This window comes from Flagellimonas oceanensis, assembly GCF_003992595.1.
GTDB lineage: Bacteria > Bacteroidota > Bacteroidia > Flavobacteriales > Flavobacteriaceae > Flagellimonas > Flagellimonas oceanensis.
Window position 1 is genome coordinate 143,213 of sequence record NZ_RZNA01000049.1, and the last position, 22,339, is coordinate 165,551.

The window sequence follows — 22,339 nt, forward strand, 5'->3', positions numbered from 1 at the left end:
CTAATAAAAACAATACAAATGGCAAACTGTACTAATTGCAATAACCGCTTACCATTTTTTAAAGTTATATTATTATCTGAAACCCGAAATGGGATAAAATGTAAAAGCTGTGAAAAAACTTTGAAAGCCGAGAAGTCCTTTTTAGGTATTATAAATTTGATTGGCCTTTTGGGAATCCCGTTGATATTTTGGAACAAGGAAATTTTTGGTGATCAATCACTATCATTGATAATGGCAGTAGCTTCTTCCCTTCTTTTGTTTATTGCCGCCATGTTAATTCAAAATAGATTCATCAAACTAAGTGTAGCAGAAAGTCAAGATGATTAAAAGAACAAACAACAGATGAAGAGTAAGTATTTGCCCTTATTGATTATTACGACAAGTGCCATTTTAATAGCTATAAATTTTATTTTCATCTCTGAAGATATGGGTTCAGGATGGGTATTTTATCAAGTTTACTGATAATATTGGCAATATATGTAACTATTAAAGGGCGGGACAACGATTAAAAATGAATTGTCGGTCCTTTAATAATCAAACTGAAAAATAGAGTTCTAATTAACTCTTGAATGTTCCAACGTCCTGCCGAAGTGTGACAAATATGAAAGATCAAGAAGGGATTATCCTGATCATGAAAAAACCTGAATAGTGTCATATATATCCAAAGTAAGCATCGATTGTCCCCGTAAAAGGCCTTTCCCTTTTGATGTTCCTGTGGTCAGGTATGCCAGAGGCCTCGATTTTTCCAACCCCATTACCTTCATCATAGGTGATAACGGTACTGGTAAAAGTACCCTGTTGGAAACTCTTGCAATGAGACTACAGATTCCGAACATGGACGGTTCTTCCTATGGAAAAAGAGGGTTTGAAGCTGCGAGGGCTTTAGTGGAATTTCTTTCCATAGAATGGGCTATAGATAGACCTAGAGGATTCTTTTTAAGAGCCGAGGATTTTGGAAACCTATTGAACAGTATCCAGAATGAGGACAACAGACTTTCCACTTTTTTCGAGGACATAAAGGGGAAGGTTCCAGACTCCATTATAAAATCCATGCGCGATAATTCGAACTATCAAATTCATGCGATGCATGAAAGCTATGGCCAGGATCTTCAAGGCTTCTCACATGGGGAGGCCTACTTCAAGATAATGAACGATAAGATAAACAAACCCGGCATATATCTATTGGACGAACCTGAGGCTGCACTTTCCCCCTCTAAGCAGCTTTCGTTGCTCTACTTTATCAAAGAACATTTGAAGAACAACATGTCCCAGTTCATCGTAGCCACTCATTCCCCCATCCTGATGGCGTACCCCGGAGCGGCAATCTACCAAATTTCGGACGACACCATGAAAAAGGTGGAATTCAAGGAAACAGAACACTATTCACTAACAAGGTCTTTTTTAAATAATCCCGAAGCCTACCTTAGACATCTAGAATGAATTGCTAAAGTTCAAATACAGTATTGCAATTACTCTAATCTAGTTTTCCCATTAATTTGGTGTAATCCAAATTCATTTTGATTGTATCCAAGTAATGGTTTTTTATGGTTCAACTTTACCATGGATAAGATTTTTGATTCGCCTTTTATTATCTATTAAACAGATAATAGATTTGATTATCTTAACTTTTTTGTGTCCCATTTGCGCCTCAAAACTCTGGGAACCCCTATAAAATAAGGAAAAGTAACTTCTGTATCGGGAAGTACCGAAATTAATTTAAAATCAACACCTATTGATATTCATGTATTGACCAATGTCATTTGCACCGGCTAAGCAAAAAGATAAATGAGTTTGAAATTATCACTCTTCAGCCTACAAAGAGCCCTATACTATTGAACTATCAACTCAAATATGAGTATCTTTCTGGAAAATATTCAACCCCCACTTTTTATGGGAGACCAAAATGGAAAGTAACACTTATGGAAAACATCAGATTTAGCAAAAAAGGGATGCTTTGGTCCCTTTGTTTTATTATGGCCAGTGTACAATTGATGGCACAGCAAACCGTTCAAGAGGGCAATCAGTCCAAGTTTAGTTCCTTTATGTATCGGCAAGGTTCCGAGTACCGTTCCGCTTCCGGGAAACCAGGTCCAAAGTATTGGCAAAATGCTGCCGATTACAAAATTAACGCCACCTTGAACGAAGACACGGATGTATTACAGGGATCCATCGTAATCAACTACACCAACAACAGTCCTGAGGCTTTGGATTTTGTTTGGATGTCCTTGGAACAAAATAGGTTCACAGAAACCTCGAGAGGCACTCTGACCACGCCGATTGGAGGTAATCGATATGCCGGTGACACCGATGGCGGATATACCATTTCCAACCTTAAGGCCAAAACAGGCAGAAGAGGCAGTGTTTCTTCGGAACACTTGATTACAGATACCAGGATGCAGGTATTCCTTAACCAGCCAATTCCAGCCAACGGAGGAACAGCTGAAATTTCCATGGATTTTTCTTTTAAGATACCTGAGAGTGGTATGGATAGAATGGGACAACAGGAAACTCAAGAGGGTACCATCTATTCTTTGGCCCAATGGTATCCTAAAATGTTAGTGTTCGATGATGTAAAGGGATGGAATATTGAGCCCTATTTGGGTGCCGGAGAGTTTTATCTGGAATATGGCGATTTTGATTACAGCATTACAGTTCCCTATGATCACATTGTAGTTGGTTCAGGAGAACTGGTGAATAAAAAAGAGGTATTGACATCCCAACAGTTAAATCGTTGGGACAGTGCTTCCAAAAGTGATGAAACCGTATTCATCATTACCCCTGAGGAAGTGAACAATCCATCGGTTACCCGTCCCGTTCAAGAAGGAAATGTCACTTGGCAATTCAAAATGAACAATACCCGGGATGTGGCCTTTGCCACTTCAAAAGCCTTTATCTGGGACGCAGCAAAGATTGATTTGCCCAGCGGCAAAAAGGCAATGGCGCAATCTGCTTATCCATCTGAGTCCAGTGGAAACAGTGCTTGGGGTAGATCTACGGAATATTCCAAGGGAGCCATTGAACATTATTCCCAAAAGTGGTACGAGTATCCATATCCTGTTGCCACCAATGTTGCTTCCAATGTTGGGGGCATGGAATATCCAGGACTTAATTTTTGCAGATTTCAAAGTACAGGACGTGGCCTATGGGGTGTCACAAACCACGAGTTTGGTCATAACTGGTTCCCTATGATCGTCGGTTCCAATGAACGCTTGTATCCTTGGATGGACGAAGGTTTCAATAGTTTTATCAATCAATACGCCACTGAGACCTTTAATAACGGTGAGTATGCATCCGGACCAACCAGTACACGAAATTCATTGAGTTATTATACCAGTCCCACCCGACAAGGCATCAACACCTATCCTGATGTTGCACTCAATCGCCGGAATCTAGGTATGGCCGCATACAGAAAACCTGCCTTGGGCTTGACTATCTTACGTGAATATGTCCTTGGAGAGGAGCGTTTTGACAATGCTTTTAGTTCATATATAAAATCATGGGCCTACAAACATCCTACCCCTGCTGATTTTTTCAACCATATCGAAAATGTGGCTGGCGAGAACTTGGATTGGTTCTGGAAAGGATGGTTCTACGGTAATGGAAATATTGATTTGGCCATCAACACTGTAGTGTCCAATGAAGGAGGATATATTGTAGCCTTAGAGAATAGACAAGCCATACCCATGCCAGTGAAACTATTGGCCAGCTATAAAGATGGTAGCAAGGAACACATTGAACTGCCAGTGGAAATTTGGATGAAGGGAGATAGCTGGAACCATTTCTTGAAAACTGATAAGTCCCTGGAATCCCTGATTATAGACCCTGAACGTATTTTACCTGATATCAATAGTTCAAATGATGCTTGGCCCGTGGATATCAAGGTCATTGAAGATTAAAAAATCAATCATTATAGCAATGAAAAACCTGTACTTGTGTACAGGTTTTTTTAGATTTTCAATCAAAGAATCCGTCGAAGAAACAATCTGGCCTTAGAAAATAGATTTCATATCATTTTATTTTATTATTTAATTTACAGGTGGTTATATTCAAATTCCAGTCCTATCGAGTCTATAAAATTCCTCCAATTGTGTATTACAACTAAAGTTAACTTTTAAATCCTTTACAATCCCTGTACTAATTCCATAAACCCAACCATGTAGGTAAAGTTCATGTCCATCTTTCCAGGCATCTTGAACGATTGATGTCTTGGCCAGATCATATACTTGCTCTTTTGTGTTCAATTCCACAAAACGGTCAAATCGTTTCTTTTCATCCACTATTTGATCCAGTTCCATATAATGGTGTCTATACACATCTCTAATATGCCGTATCCAATTATCCACCAATCCATAGGATTGATTTCCCATAGCTGCCTTGATTCCTCCACATCCATAATGCCCGCAGACAATAATATGCTTGATTTTCAATGCGTTGACAGCATAATCCAATACGCTGAGCATATTCAAATCGGAATGCACTACCATATTGGCAATATTACGATGCACAAAAACCTCGCCTGGGTTGGCCCCTATAATTTCATTGGCGGGTACCCGACTATCTGAGCACCCTATCCATAGCAGGGGAGGATGCTGTCCATTTTCCAATTTCTTGAAAAAATACGGGTCGCTTTCCAATTTGGACTGTACCCATTTTTTGTTGTTTTCTATTAAGCTTTTATAAAAGTCTGTTTTCATGGGGAGTTCGTTGATAATTTCAATGTTCTAAATGAAACACTTGATGCCCGAAATATTTTCTAAAACTTTCAGGATTGTCCAAGGTTTCCTTTTCCGCAATGAGTTTAACGTTAATATTGTTGTTTCTGGCCTTGATTGAGAATTCATCAAGATATTCCAGGATATCATAGTCCAATACCTTGGTCTTTCTAAAATCCAGTTCCAAAAAGGAGTTTCTTTCCAGGGCATCCAACTCCTTCATTATGGGTCCTTTGTTGATAAATGTTACTTCCTCGGCAAAATTGATATGAAAAAGATTTTTCTTTCCCTTGTATTCTTTAATCAACATATGGTGAGAATTGTAATAAGACTTTAAAAGAACCACTATCAAACCCACTGTCAACCCTATCACGATTCCTTTCAATAGGTCTGTAGCGACAATCCCTACAACGGTTACTATAAAGGGAATAAATTGGGCTTTACCCAATTTATACATCTGAACAAAGGATTTTGGCTTGGCGAGTTTGTATCCAATTACCAATAGAACACTGGCCAAAACTGCTTGTGGAATAAGATTGAGTAGTCCTGGGATCGCTACAATACTCAGCAAGATCAAAAAACCGTGCAATATCGCCGATAATTTGGTCACGGCACCACTCATAACATTGGCGGAGCTACGCACGACAACCTGGGTAATCGGTATTCCTCCAATCAGACCAGACACACTGTTTCCTATCCCTTGGACAATAAGTTCCCTGTTCGTCGGAGTCTGTCGTTTTTGAGGGTCAAGTTTATCAGTTGCCTCCACACTCAATAATGTTTCCAAGCTGGCAACAATGGCTATGGTAAAAGCGGTAATATAAACTGAACCATTGGCAAGGGATGAAAAGTCCGGTAAGGTAAACTGACCCAAAAAGGATGGCACATCCTCAGGAACCGGAACATTTACCAATTGACTCGTCTCCAAGGCAAAAAAGCCGTTTGACCCCATGGTAACATAGATAAGAATTCCAACTATTACCGCGATCAAAGGTGCTGGCACAAGTTTGAAAATTTTATTTCGTTTGGTCAAAAAGCCGTCCCAGACCATTAGTATACCCAAAGAAATACAGGTTATCAGTATAGCTCCTGGAGTAATATGATCATGCAATCCACTCAAATCAATACGATCTGTGTTTACATTACCGGTAAATCCAAATGCAAGGGGTATTTGTTGTATAAAAATCATGATTCCTATGGCGCTGAGCATCCCCTTAATGACAGCTGAGGGAAAATAGTAACCGATAACACCTGCTCGGAATATTCCCAATAAAATTTGGATGATTCCAGCTAAAATCACGGAGGTAAGAAAAAGTTCATAGCTCCCCAGCTCTGTAATGGCATTTAGAACTATCACAACAAGGCCTGCTGCAGGGCCGCTTACCCCAATTGAGGAACCTGATAGATAGCCCACCAATATTCCCCCTATCAATCCAGCGATAAGACCGGCAAAGGGAGGGGCTCCACTAGCAAGGGCCACCCCAAGGCATAAAGGAAGCGCAACAAAGAAAACGACTAAGCTCGCTGGAAAATCTCTTTTCCAATGACTGAATAATTTCATGAATATGTAATTAGTAATATTTTGAATTGGGCCAGCCCGAAAAATACATGGATGGCAAAGCGCAAAAGATTTGTTCAAATAGATGCCAAGGACAAACCTTGATATCAATTTTTGTTAAGGTTAAGAGGTATATCTGTATGTTATACCAGATGTTCCGGAGGAGGAGTGGGCTGGGAAATTCCAATCAATTGGATGATGGAAATTAGGTAGGTATGTGAAGAGGCCAACTCTTCGAATATGACCTCCGTTATAAATAAAGAATGTTCTTCAATAATTCCTAACTCAACGATATCTTCATCAAAGGATGATTCGGAATCATTTTGATTGTCATAACCCTCCAATTCAAAAACAATGGCTGAATCATCCAAATAATTTATTATCAGTTCATGAACTAGACCTGACATAAAAACAAGGACTAAAAAGCTTGATATAGTATGCTTTATCTTGATTATCAATTATTAAACATATTTACGTATTTGATCAATTATTGACAACAAAATTATGCTTATTAAAAAAATACTATATTAAAATAGTGTTAAATGGATATGTGATTAAATATTTGATAATAATAAAACTACCCATTGAAAGTTCCCTAAAATTTAACATCCATAGCATTTGGATTCTGATGATTTCATTTTTAGGAACCCTATAATTATTTCTCGAGGGTAAACCAATAGCTAATACCTAGGGACCAATAAAATACGTTCTTCAGGTCTTCTTCATATACAGCATCATCTGTTGTCAAGGTAGCACTGGTCTGTGGAAATGCCCAACTGGGCGTAAAGGATAGTATAAACTGATCAAAATGATACTGCATTGGCAAACTCAATTCCATATTGAGGACATTGAATTCCGATGCTTCCGAAATTTGAACTGTGGTCACTTCGGTTCCTGGGTCCGTGGAGCCACCTTGTCCACTACCCTGACCCCCATTGCCCGTTTTTCTATTGCCCAATCTACTGGTGGTATAATATTCCTCATAAAAATATTGAGAGCCCGCAAAGACAGAAAATCTGGGGGCAACTAGCAGATGCCGATCCATTGCATAAAATGTTCTGTCCAAAATGGTCCCAAGAAATATATCGGGGGAACTGTTCTTGTTAAAATAAGAACTGGCATACAAGGATATTTCGGCAAGCTTAAAATCATAGCTGACCAAGCCTGTAAGGTCTGCCACCACTTCCGATTGCACATTGTAACTGGCATCATTATAGAAATAGGCCGTTCCGGAAACTCCACCGCTCCAACGCTCGGAATTGAACAAATACCCCCCGGTAAGATAAAAAAGGTCCACTCGCTGTTCCTCTGAACTGGTCAGATATGAGACCGTGGCATCGAAAAATAAACCGGATTTTTCATAATAGCCTACGGATGGTAAGAGGTATGGGGCCGCAATAGAGTCTCTCCTTCCCATGAAAATGGCATCGTTCATATAGCTCAGGTCCATTAAGAAATAAGAATCCCCATTATTGGATTGTCCTTTTTCTGTCTTTTGGGAGAAAACATCCATAACGACCAACATCAAAATCGAACCTATGAGAAAACAACGTTTCATGATGTACTATTTACAAAAGAACTAGGGGCTTTGCCTCTGAAATTTAAAGCAAAGCCCTGTATTCAAATCCATTAGTTTATGGCTCCCTTTTTCTTAAGAGCACCTTTATCCATGGATTTTTTTGACTTCATGTTCTTCATGGCCTTCATGTTTTTTTGCAACATCATTTTACGATGTTTGTACATGTTAGTGAATTTCTCACCGGCCAGGTTCAAACATTCCCCATCCTGAAGCCTTAACTGCTGACGATCTTGATTCATGTAGGTTCCATCAGGGTTGATGGCCATTCCATTGGCAAGTTCAAGTCGTTGCTGCAATCTGTTTTGTGATTGTGTCCTGATTTGATAGACATCACCATCAATAAGCATCAATTGATACCTGTTTTGGTTACGTTGTTGAATCTGCACATCGGTAAGCCCGTTGTCAGATTGCATCATTTTGTAACGGTACTGATACTCATTACGGTACTTGACCCCATCATTATCCAAACATTCGCCATCTTTTAACCTGAGCCTGTCACGATCTCGGGTAAAAAAAGTTCCATTTGGATTCACTACCGTTCCATCGTTCAGCGTAATGGGATCTTGCAAACGAATTTGGTCTCGATCGCGAATTTGAAGTACATCGCCATCGACCAGCATTAAACGGTCTCGGTCTTGGTCGGGATCTTGGACTCTGTCCCTATCCCTGTCCTGTGCCATCAGTGTCACTGTTCCAAGAACAACGAACACCAATGTTAACATTTTTTTCATGGTACTCGTTTTAAAAATTACAGAGAACAAGGTAGAGCCAAGGTTCAGTCAATCCTATGACTTGGGTCATCAACCAAATGAAAGACAGAAATATAGAATCAATCTAAATGCTATCCACGCACTACATAATTGATTGTGTCCACACCCGTGTTACCCGTTGTGGAATTATAGGCATAGATTGTAATTTGATAATAACCTGCTTCGGAAATGTCCAGAGTACCTGTGAATGTGTTTTGGGATGGATTGACCAATGAGATTTCCCCGAAGGCCTCTCCATCCTTATGAACAATGGCCTTTACTTCCATAAGATTGGAATCCCAGATACCATCTTTCTGAATCGGGCAACCGCACATCATCACAATATTGGCCTCAATGGACAAGCCTGATTCGGTTAAGGATTCCAAAGCAATATATTGATGGGTGTTGGGTTTTAATATATCAACCACAAAACCGGGAATCTCCACCACTACCCCATCTCCCAGTATATCTTTCCCCGGGATCAACCAAAGTTCGATACTGGCCTGAATCTGGGCATTTTTCTTATTTATCGGGGAAAGTACCTCCACACGGACAAAAGTAGGCTTAGCGATGTCCACAATGGCCAAAAAACCAGCGGTTTTATCATCGGAAAGTTGGGTGTAGCGCTCGTGGGCGCTTTTCATGATCAAATCCGTATTTCCGGTTGAGCCAGTGGTATTTCCTTCGGCCAAAATTTCACCATTGACGGTATTGCGGACAATGACATGCGCTCCGCCGATGGAACTTCCCACAAACTTGGCATCTTTTGCCTTTGCCCGAACCATGAGTTTGGTCTCGGTGGCAAATGCGTTCATACAAATGGATAATAAAGCTAGGAGGAGGATTGATTTTTTCATTGAGTCTATTTTTCAACCTTAAAGTTACTGCTTTTAGGATGTTTACTAAATGAGAGAGGCGTTTAATTTACGGGGTTTCTCTTTCCATGATCATTTTCCTGCCTTTCATATCGATTATATGTCTTAGGAGCTTTCTCGAGTTTTTACTTATATAATAGGTGTTGAGTACCTGGTTGTCACTAATATCATCGGTCACTTCCACTTTCCATACATCCACAGTATTTCCCTTAAACTTCATCTTATGGGACGTCACTTGGTTTATGGATACGGACAATTCCCCAATTTTAGCATTTGGATTGTAATCAAAGATGGAAATAGCAGCGCTAAAATCATCTTCAAAAGGAAGCCATCGAATCAATTGAGGGTAGCTACTGCTATCAAAAATCGATGCTGGCAAACTTTCATTGATAATTGTTTTTTCCTCACTCTTCTTATCAAAATAATAACCTGTCAACCGATCTCCATATTTCAGTACCATATCCCTATTTTGATTGTAGGAAGAATGATAAATCGGAGCAAAATCCTTTCTTTGAACAATAGTCGTATCCACCCAAGGAGTCGTGGCGTTTGGGATGTTCACATTGACCACAAAGCTAATTTCATCATCTTTCACCATGATTTGGGTATCAACTTTCCCCACTGAACGCTTTATGGAATCCTGGACCATATACCAATCCAAGGTATACGCTTCATCTGTTATGGCATTTTTTTCTAAGGGGTCACTTTCCGGGGTAAGGATTTCTTGTCCATAGGTAGTTGTGGCTAAGACACCGAGGATTGTTGCGATATTTTTTTTCATGAAAATAAATTGAGATTGTTAAGCACTTTCTCCATATCGAGAAACATTCGGAATAACAGTCGTATGGTTTATACGATTGTTACATTTTTCTAATGGAAAGTACCTTAACCTTTGAATTTTTGGAAGGTGTAATTGGTGTTAATGGAAGGGTTTGAATACACCTATTTTATGGCTTAAGCTTTTTCAATTCAATATCTGCGGCCTCAATCAGACTCTTGAAGTAATCGATTTCCTCCTTGGGAGAAGATTGTGTCAAATGATATTGTGAGCTTTCAATAAGTCTTTGACAATAGGAAATCTGTTCTTGCACGGGGCATTCACAAATCGTTTGACCATACAACTGGTCCAATTGATGCAAAGAGGGCTTGGGGGAATTTTTAAAAAACTTGAACATAAACTGAATTTCACAAAAAAAGGCCACAAAAATCAAGCCAGACCCTGCTCTATTCTCCTTCAATCCGAAGCATAAATCCTCGACGGCTTACGTTGACGATACTTAATTTCGGGTCTTGGGACAGGTGTTTCCGTAGATGGGAGATGAAAACATTAAGGCTCTTTTTGTTGAAATAATCGTTCTTGTCCCAAACAGTGGTCAGGATTTCCTTGTGGGTGCACAGATGGTTTTTGTTTTTGGCCAATAGCGCCAACAAATCAAACTCCTTACCTGTCAATTTTATCGGTTTTCCTTGATAGCTGAGTTCAAAATTATCCATGTTCAACACATAATCCCCGATTTCATATTGTGAGACCTGAACCTCTTGTTCCGTATCACTGACCAATCTGGCCAGTAAGGCATTGATGCGAACCACAAGTTCTTCCTCATCTATTGGTTTTTTCAGATAGTCGACCGCACCCAAAGAGAAACCTTTCAAAACATCTATTTTAAGGGAGCGTGCCGTTAAAAAGATGAAGGGCAGCTCCGGATTGATACTTTTGATCTTCTGCGACAGTTCAAACCCGTCCATATCTGGTAGCATTACATCCAAAATAGCCAGGTCAAATACATTGGTCTTTGTTTTCAACATAGCTTCGGATGCATCCTTGGCCCAGGTAACAGCAAAATCCTTCATCCCAAGGTATTCGGAGAGCAAATACCCAAGTGAATTATCATCCTCTACCAAAAGTAACTTGTATGTTTTATCCATGTTTTGTCAGTTTTAGGGATATGGTAAATGTGGTTCCTTCTCCCAATTTGCTTTCCACCGAAATTTTTCCACGGTGCATTTTAATGATTTTCTGCACATAGTAGAGCCCGAGTCCATAGCCCTTCACTTTGTGTACATCCCCGTTCTTGATTCTAAAATATTTTCTGAATATTTTGTTGATGTCCTCCTTTGCAATTCCCTGGCCATTGTCAGAAATAGTGATGAGCAACTTTCCCTTTTGGGTATATGCAGTTAGTTGGATCTTAGGGTCATCGGAATACTTTCTGGCATTCTCCAAAAGATTACCTACCACATTCTCAAGATGGAACTGTTCCGCTCGAATGGTATATGGCCCCTCCCCCAATGTGTACTCAAACTCCATATCCTCATGTTCTGCAAGTAGCGCAAACCCTTCACAGATGCGTACTAAATCTGGCCTGAAATCAATCTCCTTGAACTGTAGCAGTTTTTTTCCTGACTCCATACTAGCCAGTTCCAAGACCTTATCGATATGCTTTTTCAATCTGTCGGACTCCGTTCGGATCATATCCACCACAGCCTTTTTACTATCTGGAACATCGGCCTCCAAAATTTTACTGGCCAACCCAATGGAGAACACAGGGGTTTTGAGCTCATGGGTCAGGTTATTGATAAAATCATTGGTGGTGGTATTGATACTCCGTTGCAAATAAAAGGAACGCAACACCCAAACAACAACGATGACAATCATCAAAAGAAACAATAGCCCTGGAACGATCAACCCTCGTATCTGGCTAAGAAAATATTTGTTGAGGTCCTCAAAACCTATTTCGAGAATTACATCCTTATCCAATAGTTCGGGCAAATATCCTTTGATTTGAATGGGGTATGTCAAATTATCATCCGCCTTGAGATGCGGTTTGATGGAGCTTAAATAGGTAACGGAATCCCTAGAATACAAAGTATAGGAAAAAGGGGCGTCGATACCGGATACGCTCAATTGATAAGAAATATAGTCGTTCAAATAATACTGGGAGGCTCTTACCAGACTGTCCAGCCCTATGTTTACTTCCGAAGTATCCTTTTGGATGGCATTTCCAAGAGTGTAGGTCAGCGTATTCACTTCGGATAATTCGCTGTTGATATTCTCACGGGCCCTGTCCATTTTATCGGAGAATTGTGCTTTGGCGAGCCCCAAACCAACCCTCAAATATTGGTACTGCACCACCAAAAGGCCCACAACGGCAACAACAAAAATCAGGACATACAGGTTTCTCTTGGTCAGCATACCGCTAAATAAACAAAAATATACCAGCTATTTACCCAATGGTTAACCCTATTAATCTTTCATTAACCTTTTTGATCTTTCGTTAACCCCTACAAGCCAATTGAAGGTTTAACTTAGTACTTGAGTTTAGTTAAAAACATATACAAGTAGTGAATCCAATGAACCGGCTTTGATGAAGTCGGTTTTTTGTTTTTATAAATTCAGTATGCTGAATTTATCCTCACTGCAATTGATTACGTCTGCATATCCATTATATTAGCACTCCAAATTTTAATCATGTTCAGTTTTTTTCAAAAGAAAGAATACTTGGTGGACCATTTGCATGGGTTGGTGGACATCCACAACCACATTCTTCCCGGTATAGATGATGGCGCTAAAACGGTCGATGATTCTTTGGAACTACTCAAAGGTTTTTCGGAGTTTGGAATGACCAACTTCATCTGCACTCCCCATATCATGCACAACCATTATAACAATACTCCAAACACTATCAATAAAGCTTATGACAAGCTTTCAAGGGAGTTGGACAAAAATGGTATGCAGGACACCAAAATACAATGTGCCGCCGAACACATGATCGATGACAATTTTGAGAACATTTTGGAGAACGAAAAAATAATGCCCTTGCAAAATGATTATCTTTTGGTTGAAATGTCTTTCCTACAACCTTCCTTGAATTTTGATGTTTCTATCGAAAAAATTGCACAACATAGATATTTTCCGATATTGGCCCATCCTGAGCGATACATGTACTACCATGGAAAATATGGGAAATACCCGTCCATGAAAACCAAAGGGATTTTATTCCAACTCAACTTACTATCACTGACACCTGATTCATATGGCCCCGAAGTAGTGAAAATGGCGGACAAATTATTGGAAGACGGTTTGATAGATTTTGTTGGGACAGATGTTCATAACAAAAGGCAACTTGGTTTGCTGAAGGAAATCAAGGTTTCAAAAAAGTTATTGACCAGATTATACCCAGTCATCGAAAGAACCATTCAGTCTTTTTATTAAGCTACCTAAGCAAATTTCCACCATTTTTTGACGGATTTCCCATATCCGTAACCATATTTACCTCCATAGCCCAAATTGGTTTGCTTCACATTGTTCACCACAAATGAAAGTCCTTTTAGCTTTCCTTCCTTTTTGAGTTTCATCGGAAAGTCCAAAACTTTTCTTTCAGTAACCCCTGCCCTGACTACATAAAGAATTTGGCTTGCATATTCACTTATGAGAACGGTATCTGTCACCACCATCAATGGAGCTGTATCCACAACGACATAATCATAAAGTTCAGATACGGTCTTGAACAGTTCCTCCATCCTTTCGTTCATCAACAGCTCTGTTGGGTTAGGTGGTATTTTTCCAGAAAAGATAATATCAATAGCATTTTCATTTACTTGTGCAGGAACGGCAATATCCTGAACATTCAGGTTAGGATTTACTAAATATTCTGTCAATCCATCCTTGGTACTTCTACGAGGTTTCATTTTTCCGTCCTGTATCATATCATCGGTCGCAAAAAAATCGTACAACTTAGGGTTTCTGATGTCAGCACCAATAAGTAGTACTTTTTTACCTGTATTGGCATAAATAGCAGCAAGGTTAGAAGAAATAAAAGTTTTTCCTTCCCCAGGTACACTAGATGTGACAAAGATAATATTATCGCGAGGAGATTGATGTGACCTTTGAATATAGTTCAGGTTGGTTCTTAAAATCCTAAGGGATTCAGCCAAAACAGACCTATCTTCCTTTTTTACTAATCTGTGATCTTTTTTACCCAATCTAGGGACTTCTACAATAACGGGGATGTCTCCAGCAATTTTTTCCAAATCCAATTTATTATGGATTTTGTTGTCAAGTAAGTCCTTGGCATATATTACTGAAAAAGGCAATAACAGACCCACAATAATTGACAGCAAAAACACCATTTTAGGTTGGGGAGAAATAGGTCGGTTAGACCCATATGCACTATCAACAATTTTTGCTTTTGGAGCTGCAGAAGCATATGCTATTTGAGATTCTTCTCTTTTTTGTAATAAATAAAGGTAAAGAGACTCTGTCGTTTGTTGTTTTCGTGAAATATCCCTTAAAGCTCTTTCATTACTTGGGGCTGCATAAATTCTTGAATTAATTTGGGATAATTGTTTACTTAAACTGTTTACCTGCAAATTCAAATTATTAGTCACATTATTTAAACTGGATTGCATACCTTTTTTTAACGACTCCAATTGCTGATTAAGGTTAACGATAACCGGGTTTTTTTCATTGGAACTCTCAAGCAACCTATCCCTTCTATAGACTAATTCATTATACCTTTGCGCTGCACTAGAAATACCCTGGTCATTTAAACCAACATTAGTAGGTATTACATCATAACCACTTTGGTTACTGATTAAATCTTTCATGGAATTGGCAATGTTCAGCTGAATGTTTGCTTCCTGCAATTGTTTCTCGCCCGCTGCACTTTGATTAAAGTTCACATTGGATTGAGAACCAAGGTCGGCAATCCCTCTACTTTCTTTGAAGGTTTCCGCTGATTCATCCACAGATGAAAGATTTGAATAAATCTCTGAAATCCTATCATTTATAAATTTGGTAGTTCGATCAGCTATGGCCTTTTTGTCCGCAACGGCATTTGCGTTATTCGTTAGTATTAATTCATTTATAACATCAACAGCTCTGTCTTGATTGGGGTCATTTAACGTTATATTTATAATATTCGACATTTTATCAGCTGCTGCCACCTGTGTTTCATTCCTATATCTAGCCGCAACCGAATAGATGGGTTCTATGACAACCTTTAATCTTTCCCCTTTAAACGAACTGATAAACCTAGCGTTAGGAACTAGAACCATGTCTCCAATTTCAGTATTCACTTTCGAACCAAAATCTTTTTTCTTAAAGGGAGTTTCTTCATCTTCCCCAAATTGAAATGATGTGTTAGAATTTATATCTATGAAAAACGAATATTTCAATTTATTCGATACTGAATCCTCCGAGATAAAATTAATTGAAAAAGGAAAATTACCCCCATATAACTCAGAATCCCGAATTTGTCCCAATACAAAATACCTAACATTCAATTTTAGTTTCTTAACAACTTGAGTGAAATTACCACGTGATTTCAATAATTCCACTTCATCCTCTATCTTGGTCTTTCCACCTGAAAAAAAATCTAAATCTTGTAGAGCACTTAATTCAGAGGAAGCATTCTTATCTTCAAGAATTTGAATTTTTGCTGCCGCGCTATATTGCGGCACTGTATAACGCAAGTATACAAATGCCAATATACCAAAACCTAAAACACTCAAAAGAAACCATTTCCAATGCTTCAAGTATGATTGTAAACTACTTTTAAGGTCAAGTTCTTCGTTTATCATTGTAATTTCAAGTGAAAATTCTCAATTTATTTAGTTTAGTTCTTAATTCCGAGTCAACAAAACAACTGTTGAAGTAATTAAAACGGATATAATAGAAACAGCTATGGATGCTCTTTGATCGAAGCTTGATTGTGTTTTTCCAGACTTGTTAGGCTCTACATAAATAACATCGTTTTGGGTCAAATAATATACTGGAGACTTTAATGCATCCTTACTATTTAAGTTTATGCGATTATATACCTTAGTTCCATCGAAATCTCGTATTACCATTATATTATCCCTTTTCCCCTTTATGTTTATATCTCCAGCATAACCCAAAGCTTCCATTATGGTAATTTGTTCTCCATTTATAGGATAAGTTCCCGGCCTATTTACCGCTCCCAATACTGTAACGGTAAAGTTTCTTATCCTAATATTAATAATCGGGTCCTTAAGATAATCTTTCAATTTTTCCCTTAATAACTGTCTTGTTTCAGCAGGGGAAAGACCTTCAATTTTGACTTTGCCAATAACGGGAAAGTCAATTTCCCCATTTTTATCCACCAAATAATTTACCTGCTCCGGTCGCATTCCAATGCCCTCCTCTGCCCCTCTGAACAAATTGAAAGGGGCGCTTGCCTCTGGGTCTAATGTTGATACATGAATACTTACCAAGTCATCAACCTTAAATTTAGGGGTAAAGGTATTATCGTCGACCAATGTTTCGAACTGGGTGGCATCTTGAAAATAAACTACATCTTTGGATGGTGTGCATGAGATAATTAGGCATGTAAGAGCGGTGTAGCACGCCAACTTAATTTTTTGGTACATGGGAATATTCATTTTAGTTGTTGAGTTGAGGAAATCCTACTTGAGATGATTCTTTAATCTCCGTTGGTGGATTATTTTTGTCCAATTTACAAAAATCCGAATTGTTGGAAATATATTCGGGAACAATGCTTTTCATTAATTGAACCACATTATCCCTAAAGAAAAGGTTGGAGATACACAATTCATCTATCATGGTTCGAACTTTAGCATAATTTATCTCTCTAACCTTACTAATCATAATTTTGTCATGATAAGTGGGAAGAGTATTCTCTCCATTTGCCAAAAGCTCCTCAAACAATTTCTCACCTGGTCTTAGGCCGGTAATTTTAATATCAATGTCGTCGGGATAAGTTAGTCCGGAAAGACGAATCATGTTTTTGGCCAAATCCATAATTTTAACGGACTCTCCCATATCGAAAATAAAGATTTCCCCTCCTTTGCCCATAGCTCCGGCTTCCAGAACCAATTGGGAAGCTTCCGGGATAGTCATGAAATACCTTGTGATATCCTTATGGGTAACGGTAAGGGGGCCGCCTTTTTCTATTTGCTTTCTAAACAAAGGAATAACCGAACCGTTTGATCCCAGCACATTGCCAAATCTAGTGGTGATAAACTTGGTTCCCCCGTCTTGTTGTCTACAGCTAATGTACATTTCCGCAATACGCTTAGTGGCTCCCATTATGTTTGTAGGGTTCACTGCTTTATCAGTAGAAACGAACACAAACTTCTCCACATTATATTCAGATGCAAGATCAACAATGGTTTTGGTTCCTGCCACATTTATTTTAACTGCTTCATATGGATTTTGTTCCATAAGAGGAACATGCTTATAGGCAGCAGCATGGAAAATTCTGTCTGGTTGATATTGTTCGAAAAGGACTCGCATTTTATTCTTATCCCTGATGTCACTGACAATTGGGACAAAATTGAAGAACCCAGCCTGTTTCAATTCTTGTTGAAGGTCGTAGAGTGGAGACTCAGCTTGGTCTATTACAATTAACGTCCTGTAATTGTACTTACAGATTTGCCTGACCAACTCACTTCCAATGGATCCGGCTCCTCCTGTGACCATAATGACCTTATCATCAAAATCTTTCACAACCTTCGTGTTCCTAATCTCAATTGGTGGCCTGTCCAATAAATCTTCTATCTGGACCCTTTTGATTTGCGATACCTTTAGTTCCCCATTGATCCAGTCTTCCACGGGAGGCACAATCTTAACTTTTACAGGCAAATCAACAATCTCATTCACCAATGTCCTCAACTGTTTTGGACTGATGGTCTGAATGGAAAAAATCACTTCTGAAATATTGTTGAACTTAACAAAGTCTTCAGTTAAAATGGACTTGTTATAAACTTTTACACCGTTGATTTGCTTACCCACTTTCTGTAGATTGTTATCAACAAACCCAATCACTTTTACATCCATTTTGGAATGATTGGTAAGTGTATTATATGTGATTATTCCTGATTCCCCTGCGCCATAAATTATCAAGTTCTTTGATGGAGCTTGACCATTTTTCATAATGCTCTCATAGGCAATTTTAAACACATATCTTGATGCTGCCAAGGTAATGAAAGTCAACAAACTGTTTATGATGATAATGGACAAAGGGATTGTAAAACCATTTACCAAGTCCATATACCTATTAGTCAGAACAACTGCTATTGCTCCAATACTTGCTAAGCATACTGCATTAAAAATAGCGTAAACATCCTTTATTCCCGTGTGCCTCACCACACCTTTGTAACTTCCAGAAATCAAAAATGAAACTAAGAACAACAATACAACAACAGGAAGTTGAGTCCATAAACGATTAACATCGAAATTGAAACTTAGATTGAACCTGATAAAATAAGCCAATACAAATGAAAAGGAAACAACACAAAGGTCTATTGCCAACACTGTCCATTTTGAGGCATAACGCTTTCCTCTCCTAAAAAAGAATTCCTTGATCATTTCAATTCGTTTTTAATGATTCCACAAATTCTTTCCAAATCTTCAAGTTCTAGGCTTGATCCACTTGGCAAGCACAAACCTCTATCAAAAAGGTCTTCGCTTACTCCATTTACAAAAGAAGTACTCTTTTCAAAAACCAGTTGTAAATGCATTGGCTTCCATAATGGCCTTGATTCTATATTCTCTACCTCAAGGGCCAACCTTAATTTTTCTCTTATATCAAATGAAGGGGTCAGTATGCAAGTTAACCACCTGTTTGAATAACTTCCTTCAGGTTCATGTAAAAACTCAATTTCAGGAAGTTCTGACAAATGCTCATTGTAAAAATCGAAATTATGTCGTCTGGCTTCCACCCTATCTTTGAGCACTTCCATCTGTCCGCGACCAATACCCGCCAAAATGTTGCTCATTCTATAATTATACCCAATTTTTGAGTGTTGGTAATGAGGGGCATTATCTCTTGCTTGAGTAGCTAAAAAAATGGCTTTTTCTTTGCACTCTTGGCTACTACTTAATAATGCACCTCCTCCGGAGGTAGTTATTATTTTATTACCATTGAAAGATAAAATACCAAAATCTCCAAAGCTGCCACAGTTAAAACCTCTGTAAGAACTGCCTAAAGCTTCGGCACTATCTTCAACTACAGGAATCCCATATTTTTTGGCAATAGCATGAACTTCATCCACCTTGTATGGCATGCCATACAAATGAACTGCAACAATGGCCTTTGGCCTTACTCCTTTGGACAATCTATCATTAATAGCTTCTTCCAAAAGCTCAGGTGAGATGTTCCACGTTTCCTTCTCGCTATCTACAAATATTGGAGTTGCGCCCAAATATGTGATTGGGTTTGCCGAAGCGGCAAATGTAAAACTCTGACAAATGACTTCATCTTCTGGACCAACACCTAAAAGCTCAAGCCCCAAGTGAATAGCCGCGGTTCCCGAACTAAGGCAAGCTGAATAAGTAGCTTTGCCGATAAAATCTTCAATGGACTTTTCAAAATGGTGGACATTGGGTCCTAATGGGGCTATCCAGTTGGTGTCGAAGGCCTCCTTAACATAGGTTTCTTCGTTTCCTCCCATATGAGGAGGCGACAGCCATATTTTCTTTAATACTGTGGTTTCCATTTTCAGTTTTGGGTTGATATAAGTAGGATAAGAATTTTAATTCTCGAGAGTAAATGTAATATGAAATTTGAGCCATTTGATGTTTTTACGGCACTATTCGCTAAAGACAAAAAAAAATCGATTAAGTGTTCTCAACCAACAATAACAAAATAATGATTCAAGAAACTGTTTTAAATGTAGATGGCTATAGATAAACGACCAACTTGTCTATTTGTTTTTTAATTCCTGAAACTCTCTGTAAAAATGTTCTGAGTATAATTCTGCCCCTTTGACCGACATATGTGTGTAATCCTGCCATAAATCATAATCGATTCCCTTAAAAAAATCAACATCATCAATATAGTTTACTCCTTTGGAATTAAAATACGATTTGACCGTTTCCCTGACCTCATCATCTATTTGGAAAAGTGAAGGGGATGTAAAAAAAATGATTTCGGATTTATTCTGTCTACCCATTTCGATAATTCTATCTATACACTTTTCCACCAAAGGATTTACCACATAGGGCTTATTTAGAGTTCTTAGTAGAGTATCCTTCCTGTTTTTCACCATGTTTTTAAAAATGGCTTTCTGCTCTTCATCCGGTGCCAAGGGAGCAAACCCATCGGTTTTAACATTTTTGTTCTGAAAAACATAATTCTTTAATATAGGGAAGACTTTTCCATTGTAAGAATAACATTTGAAAACATCGGATATCCAAACATCTTCTGGAAACACATCCATCAAAAATGATCTTAGTTGGGAATTATCAGAAGTCTTGTTCAAAAGGGTCAAAACATCCACGCCGTCATACTGTGAATCAAACAATTTAACATGATCGATATGGACAAAAACAGTTTGTTTTTTTTTCTTGAGTGTTTGGACAAGACCTGTTGCATAGGCTATTCGTTTGCCATCCACTCCCATATTAAAACAAGATTCACCAAAAACCTTTGGGTCAAGATGATGAACAGCCCTGGAACTACCAAAAATCAGAATATCGGTCGAATCCTTGATTTTATTGAAATAATTTACCTTGCCCGCACTGTCACCGATAAAAATTTGCTTTTCAAAATGTTTGATGACGCCATAAACGATCCTGTCGCTAACAATGATTGCCAAAAAAATACCCAGAATAAGAAATAGTGACTTTTTCATTGCTTAAAATTGAAAGTAAATAAAGTTGCTGGCACTGGAATAAAATAACAGGATATTGATAGTAATAAAAGTGATGCTGCAAATAAGGGTGCCGGTCTTAAGCGAGGACCCAACATCCTCTAAATTAATCTTGGACCTAAAAAGATAAATATCAAATAGAATCATCAAAAATAAACCATACAGCACCGTCGCCAATATGTTCATACTACCAATATAGGGTATTCCATACCCCGCACTAAACAGTTTTTGAATCATAATACTAGAGTCCTCAAAACTCAATGACCTAAAGAAAATCCAAACAAAAGATACCGCAAGGAAGATGATTACGTTATTTAAGAACTTATATCTTCTAGGAATTAGGTCAAACCTTTTTTCCACCGCCAATAAAATTCCATGAATAGATCCCCAAATAACAAAGTTCCAACTGCTTCCGTGCCATAAACCACCTAGAAGCATGGTAATAAACAAATTCCTGTACTGCAATAACACCCCCTTGCGGTTCCCTCCCAGTGGTATGTAGAGATAATCCCTTAACCAAGAAGAGAGCGAAATATGCCATCTTCTCCAAAATTCTGTAATGGAGCTTGAAAAATAGGGCAAATTGAAATTTTGCTTGAAATCGAACCCCAAAAGTTTGGCGGTACCGATGGCAATGTCTGAATAGCCACTAAAATCAAAATATATTTGAAATGAGTATAGAATAACCGCCATCAGAATACTGGAGGAGTTGTGAACATCCGGGGAATTATAAATGGTATCTATAAGTGCACCAATGGAATCGGCCACCACTACTTTTCTGAAAAAGCCTATAGAAATTTGAAAAATACCATCCTGTAATCGTTTATGGGTCCAATACCTTTTTTCCTCTATCTGATGTATCAAGTTAGAGGCCCTTTCAATAGGTCCAGCAACCAATTGCGGAAATAGACTCACAAAGGTAGCAAAGCTTATAAAATCACGTGTTGGCTTTAGTTCCTTTCTATATATATCTATGGAATATGACATTGTTTGAAAGGTATAAAAGGAGATACCAACCGGTAAAATTATATTTAGAGTACTTATGGGCATATCATACCCGAAAATTTTCCACAGCTCTACCCAAGATTCGATAAAGAAATTAAAGTACTTGAATATTCCGAGCAAGCCTAAGTTTGTACAAATACTCAAAACCAGATAGGTCTTTGCTTTGGCTTTAGCATTGTAAATTTTTAATCCCAAGAAATAATCAACTATTGTAGAAAACAGTA

General features: G+C 38.4%; 20 protein-coding genes. 4 read left to right on the forward strand and 16 right to left on the reverse strand.

Annotated elements, in window-relative coordinates; genetic code table 11:
- Positions 1-18: 18 nt before the first annotated feature.
- The 3 genes from EO132_RS16540 to EO132_RS16550 all read left to right on the forward strand — a co-directional run bounded on the left by EO132_RS16540 (position 19) and on the right by EO132_RS16550 (position 3,896).
- The gene (locus EO132_RS16540; RefSeq protein WP_127138924.1) at positions 19-327 is read left to right on the forward strand and encodes a hypothetical protein; all 309 of its coding nucleotides are present in this window, start codon (positions 19-21) and stop codon (positions 325-327) included.
- Positions 328-648: 321 nt separating this feature from the next.
- Positions 649-1,440: an AAA family ATPase gene (locus tag EO132_RS16545; protein WP_164732368.1), complete on the forward strand. Its 792-nt coding sequence runs from the start codon at positions 649-651 to the stop codon at positions 1,438-1,440.
- A 479-nt stretch (positions 1,441-1,919) separates the two neighbouring features.
- Positions 1,920-3,896 (forward strand): M1 family metallopeptidase, encoded by a 1,977-nt coding sequence (locus EO132_RS16550; RefSeq protein WP_164732369.1) that lies wholly within the window; start codon positions 1,920-1,922, stop codon positions 3,894-3,896.
- A 150-nt stretch (positions 3,897-4,046) separates the two neighbouring features.
- Here the strand turns inward: EO132_RS16550 and can are convergent, their stop codons facing one another.
- The 10 genes from can to EO132_RS16600 form a co-directional block, all read right to left on the reverse strand.
- Positions 4,047-4,694 (reverse strand): carbonate dehydratase, encoded by a 648-nt coding sequence (gene can, locus EO132_RS16555; protein ID WP_127138926.1) that lies wholly within the window; start codon positions 4,692-4,694, stop codon positions 4,047-4,049.
- A gap of 19 nt (positions 4,695-4,713) precedes the next feature.
- Positions 4,714-6,273, reverse strand: a complete 1,560-nt coding sequence (locus EO132_RS16560) for a SulP family inorganic anion transporter (protein ID WP_127138927.1) — start codon at positions 6,271-6,273, stop codon at positions 4,714-4,716.
- A gap of 140 nt (positions 6,274-6,413) precedes the next feature.
- Positions 6,414-6,677 carry a hypothetical protein gene (locus EO132_RS16565; protein ID WP_127138928.1) on the reverse strand — a complete coding sequence of 88 codons (264 nt, stop codon included), beginning with the start codon at positions 6,675-6,677 and terminating at the stop codon, positions 6,414-6,416.
- 248 nt (positions 6,678-6,925) lie between these two features.
- Positions 6,926-7,828 (reverse strand): hypothetical protein, encoded by a 903-nt coding sequence (locus tag EO132_RS16570; RefSeq protein ID WP_127138929.1) that lies wholly within the window; start codon positions 7,826-7,828, stop codon positions 6,926-6,928.
- Positions 7,829-7,899: 71 nt separating this feature from the next.
- Positions 7,900-8,580: a DUF6799 domain-containing protein gene (locus EO132_RS16575; protein ID WP_127138930.1), complete on the reverse strand. Its 681-nt coding sequence runs from the start codon at positions 8,578-8,580 to the stop codon at positions 7,900-7,902.
- A 110-nt stretch (positions 8,581-8,690) separates the two neighbouring features.
- The gene (locus EO132_RS16580) at positions 8,691-9,455 is read right to left on the reverse strand and encodes a hypothetical protein (protein WP_127138931.1); all 765 of its coding nucleotides are present in this window, start codon (positions 9,453-9,455) and stop codon (positions 8,691-8,693) included.
- Between the two features lie 67 nt (positions 9,456-9,522).
- A complete protein-coding gene (locus tag EO132_RS16585; protein WP_127138932.1) occupies positions 9,523-10,254 on the reverse strand; it encodes a DUF3108 domain-containing protein in 732 nt (243 codons plus the stop codon).
- A 166-nt stretch (positions 10,255-10,420) separates the two neighbouring features.
- Positions 10,421-10,648, reverse strand: a complete 228-nt coding sequence (locus EO132_RS16590) for a hypothetical protein (RefSeq protein ID WP_127138933.1) — start codon at positions 10,646-10,648, stop codon at positions 10,421-10,423.
- A 49-nt stretch (positions 10,649-10,697) separates the two neighbouring features.
- Complete coding sequence (locus tag EO132_RS16595) at positions 10,698-11,399, reverse strand: response regulator transcription factor (protein WP_127138934.1); 702 nt, start codon at positions 11,397-11,399, stop codon at positions 10,698-10,700.
- On the reverse strand, positions 11,392-12,666 hold the full coding sequence (locus EO132_RS16600) for a sensor histidine kinase (protein WP_127138935.1): 1,275 nt from the start codon (positions 12,664-12,666) through the stop codon (positions 11,392-11,394). Before EO132_RS16600 ends, EO132_RS16595 begins: the two co-directional genes overlap by 8 nt.
- A 276-nt stretch (positions 12,667-12,942) precedes the next feature.
- Here EO132_RS16600 and EO132_RS16605 point away from each other — a divergent pair, with 276 nt between their 5' ends.
- Entirely contained in the window at positions 12,943-13,686 is a 744-nt protein-coding gene (locus EO132_RS16605; protein ID WP_127138936.1) for a tyrosine-protein phosphatase, read from the forward strand.
- A 5-nt stretch (positions 13,687-13,691) separates the two neighbouring features.
- Here EO132_RS16605 and EO132_RS16610 read toward each other — a convergent pair whose 3' ends face one another.
- The 6 genes from EO132_RS16610 to EO132_RS16635 form a co-directional block, all read right to left on the reverse strand.
- Positions 13,692-16,055, reverse strand: a complete 2,364-nt coding sequence (locus tag EO132_RS16610; RefSeq protein ID WP_127138937.1) for a GumC family protein — start codon at positions 16,053-16,055, stop codon at positions 13,692-13,694.
- Between the two features lie 42 nt (positions 16,056-16,097).
- Positions 16,098-16,865: a polysaccharide biosynthesis/export family protein gene (locus EO132_RS16615; RefSeq protein WP_235856491.1), complete on the reverse strand. Its 768-nt coding sequence runs from the start codon at positions 16,863-16,865 to the stop codon at positions 16,098-16,100.
- 13 nt (positions 16,866-16,878) lie between these two features.
- Positions 16,879-18,825 (reverse strand): polysaccharide biosynthesis protein, encoded by a 1,947-nt coding sequence (locus EO132_RS16620; RefSeq protein ID WP_127138939.1) that lies wholly within the window; start codon positions 18,823-18,825, stop codon positions 16,879-16,881.
- Positions 18,822-19,955: a DegT/DnrJ/EryC1/StrS family aminotransferase gene (locus EO132_RS16625; protein WP_127138940.1), complete on the reverse strand. Its 1,134-nt coding sequence runs from the start codon at positions 19,953-19,955 to the stop codon at positions 18,822-18,824. Before EO132_RS16625 ends, EO132_RS16620 begins: the two co-directional genes overlap by 4 nt.
- Before the next feature lie 207 nt (positions 19,956-20,162).
- A complete protein-coding gene (locus EO132_RS16630; protein WP_127138941.1) occupies positions 20,163-21,092 on the reverse strand; it encodes a hypothetical protein in 930 nt (309 codons plus the stop codon).
- 3 nt (positions 21,093-21,095) lie between these two features.
- The gene (locus tag EO132_RS16635; RefSeq protein ID WP_235856492.1) at positions 21,096-22,097 is read right to left on the reverse strand and encodes an MBOAT family O-acyltransferase; all 1,002 of its coding nucleotides are present in this window, start codon (positions 22,095-22,097) and stop codon (positions 21,096-21,098) included.
- Positions 22,098-22,339: the final 242 nt, after the last annotated feature.